Here is a 15,017-nt window from a genome sequence, read left to right as displayed (position 1 = left end):
AATCATCAGAACGACAGCTCTATTCCGCCCTGGCGGCTGATGGACTCTCTGACGAAGGGCATAAACTCGCCGCCATTGCGCTCATCTATCCATTTTCCATCGACATAGCCAAAGTGATAACCGCCGAAACGGGTTGCTACCCAGATCTGGTGCAGCGGCTCCTGCTTGTTGATCACGATTTTGGAGCTGTCGGCGAACTCGAGTTGCAGCACATTGCCTGAAGCGTCGATATCAACATCGGCATCCTGCTCATCGATTGCATTCTCAATTGCGGTTTCTATCCGGTCGAACATTTCATCGGCGAGCTGATGATATTCGGTATCTGTCATTGCCATGGAATATCTGTCCTTTGCTTTCATCAAGATGAATGCGATTATAAGGCTAATGTAATCCTGCTGCCCAGATGTTGAGTAAAATGAGACTGTTTTTATCCCTGATGCTTGCTAGCCTGTTGCTGCTTGGTTGTGGTCAAAAAGGCGCGCTATACAAGAGCCCGGATCTGCCGGACAACCAATCCCAGGCGGAACAAACCGAGCAACCCCAGCAATCGACAGAGGAAAACTAATTGGATCATTTTCAGTATCAAGCTCAGGCTCTGTATGCCGAAGACTGTGCCGTGGCCGATTTGGCGGCTCAATATGGTACGCCTTTGTATGTCTATTCGCGGGCGACACTGGAGCGCCATTGGCATGCCTTTGACAGAGCCGTGGCCTCTCATCCGCACCTTATCTGCTATGCGGTCAAGGCCAACTCCAATCTGGCGGTGCTCAATGTGTTGGCGCGCCTTGGCAGTGGCTTTGATATTGTCTCAGGCGGAGAACTGACCCGGGTAATCACCGCAGGTGGCGATCCGGCCAAGGTGGTGTTTTCCGGTGTTGGCAAGACAGCGGCGGAAATGAAACTGGCACTGGAGTTGGGCATATATTGCTTCAATGTTGAATCCCGCGCCGAGCTTGAACTGCTCAACGAAGTGGCAGGCTCTTTGGGTAAACAGGCGCCGGTTTCCTTGCGGATCAACCCGGATGTGGATGCCGGTACTCACCCCTATATCTCCACTGGCCTGAAAGAAAACAAGTTCGGTATCGCCATGGATGAAGCCGAGGAAGCCTTCCTGCAGGTGCAATCCTTGCCGCACCTGGCCATCAAGGGCGCCGACTGCCATATCGGCTCACAGCTTACTGAACTCAGGCCGTTTCTTGATGCCATGGACAGAATGCTGGCATTGATCGATAGGCTGGCAGAAAAAGGCATAGTGATTGAGCATCTGGACGTGGGCGGTGGCCTGGGGGTCACTTATGATGAAGAAACCCCGCCACAACCGGACAAGTATGCCGCCGCATTGCTCGAGCGTCTGGGTGAACGACCACTGAAGCTAATTTTCGAACCGGGCAGGGCGATTGCCGCCAATGCCGGGATCTTTGTCACTCAGGTGCTGTTCCAGAAAGAGAATGCCGGCAAGCATTTTGCGATAGTGGACGGTGCCATGAATGACCTTATCCGCCCGTCACTCTACAGCGCCTGGCAGCAGATTATCCCGGTGCAGCCAAGAGAGGGTGAAAGCCGGGAATACGACATAGTCGGCCCAGTGTGTGAAACCGGGGATTTTCTGGGTAAATCGCGCGCCTTGGTGCTGCAAGCCCACGACCTGCTGGCGGTGCGTTCCAGCGGTGCTTATGGCTTTGTGATGTCCTCCAACTACAACACCCGTCCGCGAGCGGCTGAAGTCATGGTCGATGGCAGTGAACATTATCTGGTGCGTGAACGGGAAAAGCTGGAACAACTGTGGCAAGGTGAGCACTTGCTGCCGTAAACTAGTGTGAGTACTTTCCCGCTGTAGGCGTTGGAACCTAGGAGTAATCTTGATCCACTTCACTAAGATGCATGGTCTGGGCAACGACTTTATGGTCGTCGATGGCGTGACTCAGAATGTGTACTTTTCGCCGGAGCAGATCCGGCGCCTGGCCGACCGCAACTTCGGTATCGGTTTCGATCAACTGCTGCTGGTCGAGCCGCCCTATGATCCGGATCTGGACTTTCATTATCGTATCTTCAATGCCGATGGCAGCGAGGTCGAACAGTGCGGCAACGGCGCCCGCTGCTTTGCCCGCTTTGTTCGCAACAAGGGCCTGACCCAGAAATACAAGATCAAGGTCAGCACCTCATCCGGCAAGATGACCCTGCGACTGGAGCGCGATGGCAATGTCACCGTCAATATGGGCGTACCTATCTTGGATCCGGCGCGGATCCCCTTCAAGGCCAAAAAGGCCGAAAAGACCTACCTTTTGCCAACCGAAGGGCAAACCTTCCTCTGCGGTGCAGTCTCCATGGGTAACCCCCACTGTGTGCTGGAAGTCGAGGATGTGGCTGCCACAGATGTCGATGTTATTGGCGCGCAGCTGACCAATCACGAACGCTTCCCCAAAGGGGTCAATGTCGGCTTTATGCAGGTGCTCAACAAGGGCCATATCAAGCTCAGGGTTTATGAGCGCGGCGCCGCCGAAACCCTGGCCTGTGGCAGTGGTGCCTGTGCGGCTGCAGTGGTGGGCCAATTGCAGGGCAAGCTGGGCAACACTGTGCAGGTCGACCTGCCCGGCGGCACCCTGACAATCAAATGGGACGGTGAGGGCAAGCCGTTGTGGATGACAGGCCCGGCCGAACAGGTATACGACGGACAGATACAGATATGACAGACGCCAAAGCTAAGCTCAATCCACCTTTTGATGAGCAGATCATCCGTGAATATCTGTTGGATAACCCGGAGTTTTTCTGTCGTCACCCCGAGCTGCTGTTGGCTATGCGTCTGCCCCACGGCGAGCGTGGCACTGTTTCTCTGGTAGAGCGGCGGCAGGAGCTACTGCGCAGCCGGGTACAGCAGCTGGAAGAGGAGATCACCGCGCTGCTTGGCATGGCCAGCCGCAATGAGAAAATCTTCCGCTTCAATACCCAGCTTTCATTGAAGCTGCTCGATTGCGAAGATATGGGCGAGCTTAGGCAGGTGCTGTGCGCCGAGCTTAAAGAAGCCTTTAACTTCAGCCATGTACGCCTGATTACCGTGCATGATATCGACTCAGAACTCTCGGCCATCTGGCGTAAGCGCCTGCAGCACGGCTATTACTTTGGTCGCTTGACCAAGGAGGAGTCCAAGCGTTTGTTCGGCTCTGAAGTCGGCTCAGTGTCACTGGCACGGCTGTCGGAACAAAATGGCCAGGTGATCTTTGCTATCGCCAGTGCCGATGTGACTCACTTCCATCCGGAGATGGACAATATGCTGCTGGATCAGTTGCGGCAGCTGTTGGACCATCTGCTGCCCAAGCTCTGATGGCCGTTAAACAGGATTCTCCCTGGCTTGGCCGCTTCGAGCGCCATCTCAGTGCCGAGCGGCAGCTGTCTCCTTACACAGCCCGCAACTATCTGCGCGAACTGCAACGGGTTGCCGGGCTGCTGCCGCAGGATATTGACTGGGACCAGGTAACTGATCCCCTGTTGAGTGCTGTGTTGGCCAAGTTACATCGTCAGGGTCTCAGCCCCCGCTCTTTGTCTCTGTGCCTGTCGGCGGTCAAGCAGTTCTACGAATTTCTGCTGCTCGAAGAGTTGGTCAAGAGTAATCCCGCCCGGCAACTGAGCGCCCCAAAACAGAATAAGCCGCTGCCCAAGAATCTCGACGCCGATAGCATCAGTCATCTGCTGGATATTGAGGTGACAGATCCCCTCAGTGCCCGTGACAAGGCGATGATGGAGCTGTGTTACTCCTCAGGGCTGCGTCTGGCCGAGTTGGCCTCGTTGGATGTGCCGCAACTGGATTTCGCCCAGCAGCAAATCAAGGTGATGGGTAAAGGTGGCAAGGAACGGCTGCTGCCTGTGGGCTCGGTCGCCATTGCCGCATTGCAACAATGGCTGGATTACCGCCGGGATATTCCCTGTGAAGATCAGGCGCTGTTCGTGACCGCCAAGGGCAAGCGCTTGGCGCATCGCAGTATTCAGGCGCGCATGGCGCGCTGGGGGCAGGAACAGGTGTTATCCGCCAGGGTGCATCCCCACAAGCTCAGGCATTCCTTCGCGACCCATATGCTTGAGTCCAGCGGCGACTTGCGGGCAGTGCAGGAGCTGCTGGGACACGCCAATCTGGCGACCACCCAAATATATACCAGTCTGGACTTTCAGCATCTGGCCAAGGTGTATGACGGCGCTCACCCCAGAGCCAAAAAGGACAAGTGATGCAGGTGTTTCTTCGCCCCGGCGCTATTAAAGCCATCAGTTTTGATCTTGACGATACCCTCTATGATAACCGGCCAATTATCGCCGCCGCCGAAGGCGCATTGCTCGAGTGGCTGGCCAAAGAGTACCCCCGGAGCGGCAATTGGCAGGCCGCAGACTGGCGGGCATTGAAGCGCCAGCTCTTGTTGCAGCAAGCCGAGCTGACCCATGACACCAGTGCCGCGAGATTGATGCTGCTGCAAACCGGGTTGGAGATGCTCGGATATGATAAGCACAAGGCAAAGCTGGGCGCGAAAGCGGGTCTGGCCTTGTTCCTTGAGCGGCGCAGTGACTTTAAGGTGTCAAAGGAAGTGCTCGCCTTACTTTCGCAATTGGCTGAGCGTTTTCGCCTGGTCGGGATCACCAATGGCAATGTGGATGCCGGCAGAATTGGCCTGGGAGAGATGTTTGAGTTTGTGCTGCATCCGGGCAATGGTGTCAGACGTAAACCCTGGGGAGATATGTTCCAGTTGGCCGCCGAGCGCCTGGCCTTACCCTCTGAGGCGCTGCTGCATGTCGGCGACCACCCGCTGACAGATGTCGAAGGTGCCCGTAAGGCCGGCTGTCAGGCTGCCTGGCTCAATCCGGCGTTTGCCGGTGATAACTGCAGAGCAGCCAACACCCTGCTGCCTCACATTCGGCTCCATTCTCTGAGTGAATTGGCACTTCTATTGTGATTTTGTTGCGTTTTTGTGTTTTCTGAGTAGATTGGCTGCGCCCGGCCGGGCTGTAACCATCTCTATGGATAAGAAGAAAATGACAAAACGACTCGCCATACTACTGCTTACATCTTTTTTGGGGCTCAGTGCTTGCTCCATCAAACAACAGGTCGATCCCGTGGCACTGCATCAAGATGCAGGCCTCTGTATTCTGGAAAACCCAAAGGTCAGGGAAGGTTTCTTGCAGGAAGTGGAGAAGGTGCTGCGTGAAAAACAGATACGCTATCGACTGGTTCAAGAGTTAAACGCCGCCGATCAATGTGATTGGACTGCAACCTACAGTGCGAATTGGGCATGGGACTTGGCGCTTTATATGGTATACGCCGAGATTAAGGTGTATCACCAGGGTAGACTCGATGGTCAGGCTATCTATGATGCTCGGATGGGTGGAGCCAATATGAACAAGTTCATTGATGCCGAACCTAAGATCCGTGAACTGATCAATCAATTGATCCAACAGAAACAGGCGCGTGTTTCCTGGGCACAGCCACTGACTCTGGCTCCCTGAAACAATTTCTCACCATTAAAGCGTGCATCAAAGCGCGCTTTTTTAGTTTCTTATCATTTTTTTAACATCGACTTGGTGCTAGTGTATAGCTCCTTGCCGTTGTGCTCTGAGGTTTAACCTATGCCATCCCGAATAATCATGCTGTTGTTGTTGCTGTTGAGCCTGCCGGTCTCAGCACACGAGCTGCATGCGGATGGTGGTTTCTGGGATGGTTTCAATCACCCTGTATTGGGGTTCGATCATCTGTTGGCCATGCTCAGTGTCGGTATTCTCAGTACCCAGTTGGGGCGCAGTGCCATCTGGTCTGTACCTTTGGCATTTCTGTTTTTCATGACCCTGGGCGCGGTTGCCGGTATGTCACTCATGCCGATCCCTTTTGTTGAATCGGGTATTGCCCTGTCGGTATTGCTGCTGGGGCTTGCCATTGCACTCAACCGTGAGATGCCCATCTCTTTTGCCATGGCCTTTGTCGGCGTCTTTGCCTTGTTTCACGGTCATGCTCACGGCGTTGAAATGCCTGAGTTGGCCAGGCCAAGCATTTATGCCATGGGCTTTTTGTTGGGAACGGCGGCCATTCATGTTGCTGGGGTGATCATCGGCAGTTTGATAAACCCGGATGGCAAGCGCAAACGTGTGGTGCAACTCATGGGCTCGGCTATCGCCCTGGTGGGAAGCTATTTGACTCTGGAACTCTGGCTGGCTTGAATACTGTGTCTCTGTTTGCGTCTTAGCATGCGTTTCACCTGCGCCGGACTGGCGCGCATATCGGCATCTCCGACCCTGATATAGGTGCCGCCAATCGCTTCTGTCCCCAGATAGACGGGCTGCTGACTGTAGTCGGCTTGGGGAACCCGAAAGCGGATCAACTGCTTACCGGCCAGTTCTATCAGCTGAATGTCGGCCGGGCCAAGAATATTGGCGCTGATCTTTTGTGAATTGTTGAGTATCTTCCAGGCTTCATCGATAAGGGGCCTGGGTTCGGCTATTCCTTCGATAAAAAACTCGCCCTTTTCCTCCCTGACACCAAGAATGATCTCGCCGCCATTGGTATTGGCAAAGGCGCTGTAGCTTTCCCACAGCGCCAGCGGTAGCGCACCCTTGCCATGGCGTCCGGCGGCGAGCTTGAACTCCACCGCGGCGGACTCACGCAGATTTTCAATATCGTCCAGAATGAAACCTGTAGCCGGCATGACTGACTCCTTGTTTACTGCTGTTACTGCAGTTGTAGCAAGTCAGCCGGGATTTGAACAGCCCTCAGTCCACCAGTGCCAGGGCTTTGGGAAACAAGAGGTTATTTTCCAGGTGGATGTGGCGGTGCAGATCGGCTTCAAACTCGGCCAGGGTGGCATAACATACCCGCCAGGTAGTGCAGGCATGCTCAGGGGCCTGGTAGTGATTGGTCAACTGCTGCAGCTTGGCCAGAATTTGCCCCGCCTCATCATGCTCATATTCCATTGCCCGGATAGGATTGCCTATATGGCCGAAACAGGCGTTGAACTCTTGCCCTTGACTCAGGGCACGAATGGCCGGAAACAGTATCTGTTCCTCTTTTTGCAGGTGGGGCAAGAGGTCGTCCATCAAGGCGCGGATCCAACCGGCCAAGGGCTTGATCTCTTCATAATGCTCACCGTGGGCCCGCACCATTTTCTGGGCATATTCCAGCAGCAGCGGCGCGGTATCGCGTATGTATTTGTGGTGGGTCGCTTCGATATGCTCGATAAGCTCACCCAGTGGCAATTTGGCCAAGGCATCGTCCGGCGTGCCCTCTGCGGCCAGTTGGCTCAAGGCGTGCAGTACCTCGGTGGGCTCGGCGCCGGCTCGCTCGCAGGCCGATGCCAATGAACGGCCACCGCCACAGCAAAAGTCGATACCAAAACGGCTGAAAACATGGGCGTTACGGAAGTCTTCGGCGACCAGTTCGCCGACTCTGCGTTCGAGGGAGATTTGCGCTGACATAGGATGCTCTCTGTATTATCAATTTACATGCATAATAAAAGCATCTTTAATTTTAGCCAAGCTTAGGCCAATAAAACTTGACTGTTTTGCTTGGTTAATCACATTTTGCAGGCAAACCTGATAGAGCCTCAGGGGGCGTCCGTGAGGTAGTTTATCTGATTCAGCCACTGAGCCGCCGTCGTCTGGTACTCTCCCTGATTGATCGCTTTAAGCAAGGTTTTGGCTTGTTGTAACTGCCCGGCTTCGTAGTGGCTCAGGGCCAGCAACAGCTGCCAGTAGCGGTTATCTGCATCTTGCTGCCGTAGCTGTGACAACAGTTGTTGTGCCAGCGGCCATTGCCCCAGGCTGTAAGCCAATTGTGCCCGCAGCGGCAGGGATTTCTGTCCTTGGGTTTGGCTTGATTTCTGCAGCAGGCTCAGCGCCTTGTTTCTTTGACGCGACAACAGATAGGCCTTAGATAACAGCGGCTTATAGCTGGAGTGTTGTGCCAGTGCCTCGCTGTGTTGCTCCAGCAGATCTGCCGCTCGGCCGGGGGCCTGATGCAGCATCAATAACTGTGCCAGCAGTGGAATACTGCGAGTGGGCAACTGCCCGGCCTTATAGGCCGAGCTGAGGACATTGAGTGATTCCTGCTCTTGCCCCTGTTGCTGCAGGTTATGGCCCAGGCGTTCCCAATATAGGGGGCGATCCGGATAGGCGGCGATCATCTGTCTCAACAGTTGCTCTTCTTCCGGCAAACGCTGCTGCCTTTGATACAGGGACTGCAGAAAGTGTTGCCGGGTTTCGGTGACTTCCCAATCCAGTGCCAGACGCATCTGCTCAGTGGCCTTTGGTAGGTGCTGCAACTGAAATTCGGCGTAGGAGGCCAGCGAGTGCATGGTGGCAAATTCAGTGGCGCCGGGTTTGAGTTCTTGTTCCTGTTGTTGCTCTTGGAGATTGGCCGCCAGTTGCAGCCACTGCTTACTGTATTCGAGGCTTTGGCGGTATTCGCTTTGCTGATAGTTCAACTGGGCACCCAGCTTATAGAGATCCCGTTGCTGCAATGCCGTGACGGGTAAAGCCAGCAACAGCCGGGTTTGCTGCGCGGCGCACTGATAGTCCTTGAGACTGATGCAGGCCTGCAGATGCAGGTAGGCCGCCATCTGCTGTTCGTTGTCGCTGCCTTCGGCATACTGACGCTGAAAGCTTTCAATCGCCTTGAGCGCCGCAGCAGGATCCCGCTGCAATTGAAACTGCAGTTGTTGGTAACGTTGCAGTGCATTGCTCGCCAGCAGCGGCGCGCTGAACAGAATGCAGCAAAACAACAGGCTATTTTTCAAGTTCATATCTGATCACTATCCGTTGCCATTGGGTCTGCTTGGGCGCCGCAAAGCGCCACCTGAGCACGGCTCTGGAAGCCGAGCGGTAAAACACGCCGCTGGGGGTTTCATCCACCAACTTGATATCTTCCACTCTGCCCTCCGGGTTGATCGCCAAATCCAGGGTCACCTGTCCTTCAATGCCCCGCTGTTTGGCCTGCAGCGGGTATTCGGGCGGCATTTGAAACACCACCTGCGCCATGGCGATACTGGCCTGCATGGTACTGCCGGGGGCGCTGCCGCTTTGGCTGAAATTCAGCGTCGGTGGCTGGATTTGCTGAATATCATCCGGCGTCGGCCACAGGGGATCCGGCACAGGAATACCTGTGTTGGCATCCAGCGCGCTGAGATCCAGTGTCATGGGCGGAGGTGGTGGCGAGGAAGTCAGCGGCGCCGAGCTGAGGCGCACCTCAGGCAAGGGCTCTTGCGGTTTGCTATCCTGCCGCTCGGGAAAGTAGACTCCGCCCAATGTGACCCGTTTAACCGGTGCTGTACTTTGGCTCAGAGTCAGGGCATAGATCAGGCTGGCCAACGCCAGATTGATCAGTATGGCACTGGTGAAAATCAGTCCTGTTTGGCTAGCTGGGGTCTTGGGTTGCGACGGCCACATTATTGACTCCTGCGATGCGTACTTTGTCGACCACTTCGATGAGCTTGCCGCTGGTGACATGCTTATCCACTTCGATAATGGCCGAACTCTGTTCTGAACTTGCCAGCGTGTGTTTCAGCCGGGCGGGCAGTTCAACCGCCTTGACGGCTTGCTGTTCCAGCCAGATCACATTGTGTTTGTCTATGCTGATTAAGATGGCGCGCTTATCCTGATTGTCTTGCACCTGAGCTGTGGGGCGTTCCAGCTCCAGCGACTGGGTTTTCTGAAATGACGCCGATAAAATAAAGAAGATCAATAGAATAAATACCACGTCAATCAAGGGAGTTAGATCGACATTGGCTTCTGTGCCCTGACCATCTGTGTGTTTGAATTGCATCTTTTACTCCGAAAATGTCCGGCGCAGCTCCGCCAGCAACCGCTGATTGCTCTGCTTGAGCTGATAGGCCAGATAGAGTCCGGAAAGAGAGGTCACCAAACCGGCCAATGTGGTCAGTAGTGCCGAGCTGATCCCGGATGACAGCTGTTTTTGGACATCGAGTTGCCCAAGCTCGGCAAAACTGCTGATCATCCCATCGACAGTGCCCAAGAGCCCCAGCAGCGGCAGTATCTTTATCAGTGAATCTATCCAGTCGAGTCCGCCGCTTAAATTCAGGGCGGCGCGGCTGATAAAGGCCTGTTGCAGCTGCGCCTTTTGCCAGAGGTCATAGCGCGCTAGCTTGGGGTTCAAGTGGCGGGCATCATCCAGCCAGCAGGGGCTCAGGCGGCGAATACGGCTAAAGCCCTTAAGCAGCAGATACCACATCAGGCAAGAGAGCAGCAGTATCAGCCAAACAATGACGCCGGCCTGCAGCACAAAGTCATAGAAAGTGCTCATTGCCCGGGGTTACCTGTGTCACCAAAGCGCTGCAATACCACCAGGGCGGCCGCTTCCTGCTCAAGCATCTGGGTCAGTTGCCGACTCTGGCTCTTGACTGCGCAGTGCAGCAACAGCAGCGGAATGGCTGTCATCAGTCCCAGCTGGGTGGTCAGCAGTGCCTCGGCAATGCCACCCGAGAGCAGCTCTGTGTTGTTGCTGCCGAAACGGGTGATCACATCGAAAGTTTCAATCATGCCGCCAACCGTACCCAGAAGCCCCAGCAGCGGTGGAATACCCGCCAATACCGCCAGGGTGCCAGTACCACGGGTCAGGCGGGGGACTTCGCTGAGTACGGCGGCGTTGAGCCGCGCTTCGAGTTGCTCCTCGGGGCAGTCGGTTGCCGCTAACATCACCCGGCCGAGGGCATTGTCACTCTGCACTTGCTGACTGGCCTGCTGTTGGGTCAGCCGCCGTTTTTCGCGGCGCAGTATCCACAGGCGGTTCAGGGCTATACCTGAGGCTATCAGGGCTATCAGGCCGATAAAGACGCCGACTATTCCTGCCGGTTTGAGCTTGTCGAACCAGCCGTTACCGTTTGCCGCCTGTTGCAGCAACTTGCCAAACGAGGGGTCGAGCCAGACACTCCCCTGGGTGGGCGATAGCTTTGGTTGCTCAGCCAGCAGTTGCCAGCTTTGCTGCGCCGGCAGGTAGCGTACCCAGCCTTTGTCGCTGAGGGCATTGAAAGGCCCATATTCGGTGACATTCAATAGCACTGGGGTGCCATCGGCATTGAGGCCTTCGCTGCTTTGCACTATGGGTTTGGCAGCCAATACGCTTTGTTCTGTCAATGCGGTCCAAAGCGCCTGCAGTCGCTGCAGGCCAAGTTGGTCAGTGGGTATCTCGGCGAGGCCGCTGCTGTCGTGGCGCCATAGGCTGTGGGGTGCCACTGTGGTGAGCAGCAACTGCTCATGTTCCTGGATGGCGCGAAACACCCCGTCGAGACTGGCTTTCTCGGCGTTGAGCTGGGCCTGTTTGTCCTTGAGGTTTTGCTGCAGCGCCAGCAGTTGGTCTTCAAGTTCCAGGTTATTTGCCTGAGTCCGGGTGAGTTGCTGCTGCAGTTTCTTATGGTTGCTGCGTACCTGCTCCAGGCTCTGACGACTCAGGTTCTCTTGCCGCTCGGCGGCCGCTTGTTCCTGGCGACTGCCACTGCGAACCTGTTCCAACACCTGTTGCAGACTCTCGGCCTGGCAGGGGAGGGACAATGAGAGCGACAACATCGATAGCGACCACAGTAATGCGGGACGCATCATGGTCTGGCGAGTGAGGGAAGACAAAAAGCTCATGATGCCTCCGCTATCAGAGGCAGTTGCAGCAGTGCCGGTATGCCATCTCCGGAGGCGACTCGGATGGCAGCGGCGACATTGCCAAGCTGCTCAGGCGCCAGCGCCTGCCAATTATCTCCCTGCCAGCGGCCACCGGCCTTGCCATCCAGGGTAAGGAAAAAGTACCCCAGGCGCCCGGCGCGCAGAAAATTCACCAGCCGACCGTCGCCGAGTTTGCCCTGCCAGCTCTCCACACTGTAGCCGTAGCTGAGCTCCACCTGGTAGGCATCCAACAGCCGGGTCAGTTTCTCGCCCTGGTTCAGCTCGGCGCTTTGCAGCAAGAGTTGCAAATTATCGAGACGCTGCTGCCGTTCCTGCTGCTGAAATGGCAGATCGGCCCGCACCAGTTGCGTGAGCGACAGCAGCATTTCGTCCATCATCGGGGCCAGCTGCATCCGGGTCTGGCGCAGTTGCCGGCGCTGCTCGCCCAGCTCCTCCAGAGAAGATTGCAGCTGCCCTATCTGCTGTTGCAACTGCTTTTGGTAATGGCTGGCCAGTTGGATTTCATGCTTGAGTTGGCGGCTTTCCTGGATCAGGGATTGCTGCTCATCATCGAGTTTTTCTATGGCTTGCTGGGCTTGTTGGCTGGCCTTTAATCCCTGACGGTCGGCCCTGTGGATCTCGTTGAGGTCACTCGGCGTGGCCGCCACCTGTAATACCCAGGCGGCCAAGACAGATACTGCTGTTTTAGTAAACATCTGAATGAAAATATTTTTTGTCTGGAATGCTGTGGTTTTGCGCACATCATCACCAGAATGTTGACATGATTTGAGACATTATCAGCAAATAGTAATGATAACAATTGTCATTTGTATTTGATCAAGTTATTTTGGCCAACCTCACACTTTAGTGGTGCGGGTTTAACTCCGGCATCGCTGTTTTTTAACAATAAAGGGATTGAGGATGAAGAAACACGCGGCTGTAGTCTGTGGTCTGGCATTGATGCCGGTAGCTCAGGCGCAACAGGTTGATGTGGCTGATCAACAGGAGATAATCGTCAGAGAGCAGGCCGACAATGGCCTGACCCAACATGAAACCCTGACCCGGGAAGATATCAAAAAACGCCCAACCGGTGACGGTAACCTGACCGACTTGCTCAGGTCCAATCCGGCGGTGCAGTTTTCCAACAGCGCCAACAGCAGTCTGAATCAGGGGGAGATCAAACCCGCCGACATTTCCATTCACGGCAGCAATGCCTATCAAAATGCCTTCCTGCTCGATGGCATGAGCATCAACAACGACCTGGATCCGGTCGATGGCGGCGTGGTTACCAATGCCCGTCTGTCCAGCGACGAGCAGGGCTTGTATGTCGACAGCCGCCTGATAGACAGCGTGACCCTTTATGATGCCAATATCCCGGTGGAATTCGGTGGCTTTACCGGCGGGGTAGTGGATGCCACAACCCGCAGTTGGCAAGGGGAAACTGCCGCCAGCGTCTATTTCCGCCAAACGGATGCCAGTTGGAACAAGGTGCATATAGATGACAAATTGCAGTTTGACTCGGCCAATAATGACCTGTCACAACCGGCCAGATTCCAGACGGATTACAGCAAGCGCAACTATGGCCTGAGCTTTGAAACCGGCATTACCGACGATTTGGGTTTTGTGGCTTCGGTTTCCCGGCGTGAGTCGAAAATCCCCATGATGAATGTACCTGCTACCGCAGTGGGACTGGATGCCAACGGTGAGCTGGTGGCCTTCAAGACAGGCGGCGGCCTCAAGCATCAACGGCGCACCTCAGACAATCTGTTCAGCAAGTTTACCTGGTACGCTTCACCACGCACCACGGCGCATCTGTCGCTGGCCTATTCGGCCTATGAGGCGGACATGTTCTTCAACGGGGTGGCCAATTCAGACTACCGCGATGAACACAAGGGCTACAGTTCTACCCTGGAGATAGAGCACGGCTTTGACGCTTCTACACTGGAGTTGTCGCTCAACTATAACCGCATGACAGACAAGCGTGCCGGCGAGCAGACTTACTGGGTGCAATTGATGGACTGGCAGAGCAATCGCTCCTACTCCTCAGGAGGCCCGGGCGATCTGGACTCGACCCAGGAAACCAGTACCGCCAAGTTGAAGTGGAAATGGGATCCCCTCAAATGGGCCGGTATGAGCCACACCTTTACCCTGGGGGGCGAAGCCAGTTACACGGACGCCGCATTCAACCGGGACAAGACTTACTACCGCAACAACTATGACGGCAGCCTGGAGATGATGGGCTGGTCACAACTGCGTCTCGATGCCTTCCTTGAAGGCAGATACAAGAGCACTCACAGCCAGTACGCCCTCTATGTTGAAGATGTGATCAACTGGGGCGATTTCAGCTTCAGGCCTGGTCTGCGGCTGGATCACGACGGCTTTGTCAATCGCAATAATCTGGCTCCGAGACTCAGCAGCAGCTGGAACCTGTTTGGCGACGGCAACACCCTGCTGACCGCCGGGGCCAACCGTTACTATGGTCGCTCCATGTTGACTTATGCTCTCTACAGCGGCCAAAACGGTGGCCTGGTGCATTGCTACTTTGACTGTAAACCCAACTCTGCCGACAACGACTGGATGCCGACCCGGGATTATGAGGGGATGGAAGACCTGCAAACGCCCTATAACGACGAGTTTACTGCCGGTGTGCAACAGATTTGGGGCAACAGCATCTGGAAGCTGAACTATGTGCACCGCAACGGCCGTGATGAAGTGCGCAGTCGTTACAAGTATCCCGGCACTGATGACTATGAACAGCGCGCCATTCGCACTTTCGACAACAGCGGCAGTACCAGCCATGACAGCGTGATCTTCACCCTGATGAATCGGGAAACCCTTCAATTTTGGGGCGCGAACCACCAGGCCAAATTCTCGGTCGCCTGGCAGGAAACCAAGAGCAACACCCCGAAAGATCAGGGTTACAGCTATTTCGAATCCGGTCTCAATGTGGATGCCGACAAGGTTTGGTATGACGGCAAGGTCATTGCTGCGGCCGATTTACCGGCCACTGACTTCAATGCGCCCTGGAAGATAGATCTGGAACTGACCCACGAGTTCGATGACTACGGCCTCACCTGGTATAACCTGCTGCATTGGACCTCCAGCCGTGAGCAGGCCAGTCGCGATCAGAATGGTTATTTCCGCGATCCCGAGACCGGCAAGGATCTGGTTAAGTACGCCAAAGTGGATTACGCCTCGACCTTCCGTTGGGATACCAAGTTGCAATGGCAGCCCGAGTTTGCCAAGGGCGCCTCTGTGTCGGTGGAGATCTACAACCTGCTCAACCGCAAAAATGCCAACGACTCCTTTGTTTACCAGGATCAGCTCTATTTCAACTATGAGCCGGGACGTCAGTTCTGGTTGCAGTTGAACTACGAATACTAAGCTGACTC

The 15,017-nt window shown here is 55.2% G+C and carries 18 protein-coding genes; 9 read left to right on the top strand and 9 right to left on the bottom strand.

Annotated elements, in window-relative coordinates:
• Positions 1-5: 5 nt before the first annotated feature.
• Positions 6-335 carry an iron donor protein CyaY gene (gene cyaY / locus ACWAU4_RS19960; protein WP_025011356.1) on the bottom strand — a complete coding sequence of 110 codons (330 nt, stop codon included), beginning with the start codon at positions 333-335 and terminating at the stop codon, positions 6-8.
• An 80-nt stretch (positions 336-415) separates the two neighbouring features.
• Between cyaY and lptM the strand changes: the two genes are divergently transcribed.
• The 8 genes from lptM (at position 416) to ACWAU4_RS19920 (ending at position 6,186) form a co-directional block, all read left to right on the top strand.
• On the top strand, positions 416-565 hold the full coding sequence (gene lptM, locus ACWAU4_RS19955; RefSeq protein ID WP_162887842.1) for an LPS translocon maturation chaperone LptM: 150 nt from the start codon (positions 416-418) through the stop codon (positions 563-565).
• Positions 566-1,810 (top strand): diaminopimelate decarboxylase, encoded by a 1,245-nt coding sequence (gene lysA / locus ACWAU4_RS19950; RefSeq protein ID WP_071238619.1) that lies wholly within the window; start codon positions 566-568, stop codon positions 1,808-1,810.
• 49 nt (positions 1,811-1,859) lie between these two features.
• Positions 1,860-2,687 carry a diaminopimelate epimerase gene (gene dapF / locus ACWAU4_RS19945; RefSeq protein ID WP_025889830.1) on the top strand — a complete coding sequence of 276 codons (828 nt, stop codon included), beginning with the start codon at positions 1,860-1,862 and terminating at the stop codon, positions 2,685-2,687.
• The gene (locus ACWAU4_RS19940; RefSeq protein ID WP_025011355.1) at positions 2,684-3,319 is read left to right on the top strand and encodes a DUF484 family protein; all 636 of its coding nucleotides are present in this window, start codon (positions 2,684-2,686) and stop codon (positions 3,317-3,319) included. Before dapF ends, ACWAU4_RS19940 begins: the two co-directional genes overlap by 4 nt.
• Positions 3,319-4,215 carry a tyrosine recombinase XerC gene (xerC, locus tag ACWAU4_RS19935; RefSeq protein WP_107110699.1) on the top strand — a complete coding sequence of 299 codons (897 nt, stop codon included), beginning with the start codon at positions 3,319-3,321 and terminating at the stop codon, positions 4,213-4,215. The genes ACWAU4_RS19940 and xerC overlap by 1 nt, the downstream gene beginning before the upstream one ends.
• A complete protein-coding gene (locus tag ACWAU4_RS19930; protein WP_208194583.1) occupies positions 4,215-4,931 on the top strand; it encodes an HAD-IA family hydrolase in 717 nt (238 codons plus the stop codon). Before xerC ends, ACWAU4_RS19930 begins: the two co-directional genes overlap by 1 nt.
• 79 nt (positions 4,932-5,010) lie before the next feature.
• A complete protein-coding gene (locus tag ACWAU4_RS19925; protein ID WP_045283232.1) occupies positions 5,011-5,481 on the top strand; it encodes an Sbal_3080 family lipoprotein in 471 nt (156 codons plus the stop codon).
• 120 nt (positions 5,482-5,601) lie between these two features.
• The gene (locus ACWAU4_RS19920; protein ID WP_028781404.1) at positions 5,602-6,186 is read left to right on the top strand and encodes a HupE/UreJ family protein; all 585 of its coding nucleotides are present in this window, start codon (positions 5,602-5,604) and stop codon (positions 6,184-6,186) included.
• On the opposite strand, the gene ACWAU4_RS19915 is transcribed toward ACWAU4_RS19920, so the two are convergent.
• From ACWAU4_RS19915 to ACWAU4_RS19880, 8 genes are all read right to left on the bottom strand, one after another.
• The gene (locus ACWAU4_RS19915; protein ID WP_025011350.1) at positions 6,156-6,671 is read right to left on the bottom strand and encodes an AlbA family DNA-binding domain-containing protein; all 516 of its coding nucleotides are present in this window, start codon (positions 6,669-6,671) and stop codon (positions 6,156-6,158) included. The genes ACWAU4_RS19920 and ACWAU4_RS19915 overlap by 31 nt on opposite strands.
• 64 nt (positions 6,672-6,735) lie before the next feature.
• The gene (gene ric / locus ACWAU4_RS19910; RefSeq protein ID WP_096141166.1) at positions 6,736-7,437 is read right to left on the bottom strand and encodes an iron-sulfur cluster repair di-iron protein; all 702 of its coding nucleotides are present in this window, start codon (positions 7,435-7,437) and stop codon (positions 6,736-6,738) included.
• A 128-nt stretch (positions 7,438-7,565) separates the two neighbouring features.
• Positions 7,566-8,762: a tetratricopeptide repeat protein gene (locus ACWAU4_RS19905; RefSeq protein WP_096141165.1), complete on the bottom strand. Its 1,197-nt coding sequence runs from the start codon at positions 8,760-8,762 to the stop codon at positions 7,566-7,568.
• The gene (locus ACWAU4_RS19900) at positions 8,746-9,405 is read right to left on the bottom strand and encodes an energy transducer TonB (protein WP_025889824.1); all 660 of its coding nucleotides are present in this window, start codon (positions 9,403-9,405) and stop codon (positions 8,746-8,748) included. Before ACWAU4_RS19900 ends, ACWAU4_RS19905 begins: the two co-directional genes overlap by 17 nt.
• Entirely contained in the window at positions 9,374-9,781 is a 408-nt protein-coding gene (locus tag ACWAU4_RS19895) for an ExbD/TolR family protein (protein WP_115389658.1), read from the bottom strand. The genes ACWAU4_RS19900 and ACWAU4_RS19895 overlap by 32 nt, the downstream gene beginning before the upstream one ends.
• 3 nt (positions 9,782-9,784) lie before the next feature.
• Positions 9,785-10,279 (bottom strand): MotA/TolQ/ExbB proton channel family protein, encoded by a 495-nt coding sequence (locus ACWAU4_RS19890; protein ID WP_096141164.1) that lies wholly within the window; start codon positions 10,277-10,279, stop codon positions 9,785-9,787.
• The gene (locus ACWAU4_RS19885) at positions 10,276-11,604 is read right to left on the bottom strand and encodes a MotA/TolQ/ExbB proton channel family protein (RefSeq protein ID WP_342180083.1); all 1,329 of its coding nucleotides are present in this window, start codon (positions 11,602-11,604) and stop codon (positions 10,276-10,278) included. The genes ACWAU4_RS19890 and ACWAU4_RS19885 overlap by 4 nt, the downstream gene beginning before the upstream one ends.
• Positions 11,601-12,341 carry a DUF3450 domain-containing protein gene (locus tag ACWAU4_RS19880; RefSeq protein WP_141250878.1) on the bottom strand — a complete coding sequence of 247 codons (741 nt, stop codon included), beginning with the start codon at positions 12,339-12,341 and terminating at the stop codon, positions 11,601-11,603. The genes ACWAU4_RS19885 and ACWAU4_RS19880 overlap by 4 nt, the downstream gene beginning before the upstream one ends.
• A 205-nt stretch (positions 12,342-12,546) precedes the next feature.
• On the opposite strand from ACWAU4_RS19880, the gene ACWAU4_RS19875 reads away from it, so the two are divergent.
• Entirely contained in the window at positions 12,547-15,009 is a 2,463-nt protein-coding gene (locus tag ACWAU4_RS19875) for a TonB-dependent receptor plug domain-containing protein (protein WP_454290361.1), read from the top strand.
• The last annotated feature ends 8 nt before the right edge of the window (positions 15,010-15,017 follow it).

This window comes from Shewanella sp. FeAMO (assembly GCF_053653955.1).
The sequence above is the reverse complement of the archived record's forward strand: the minus strand, read 5'-3'. Positions and strand labels throughout refer to the sequence as shown.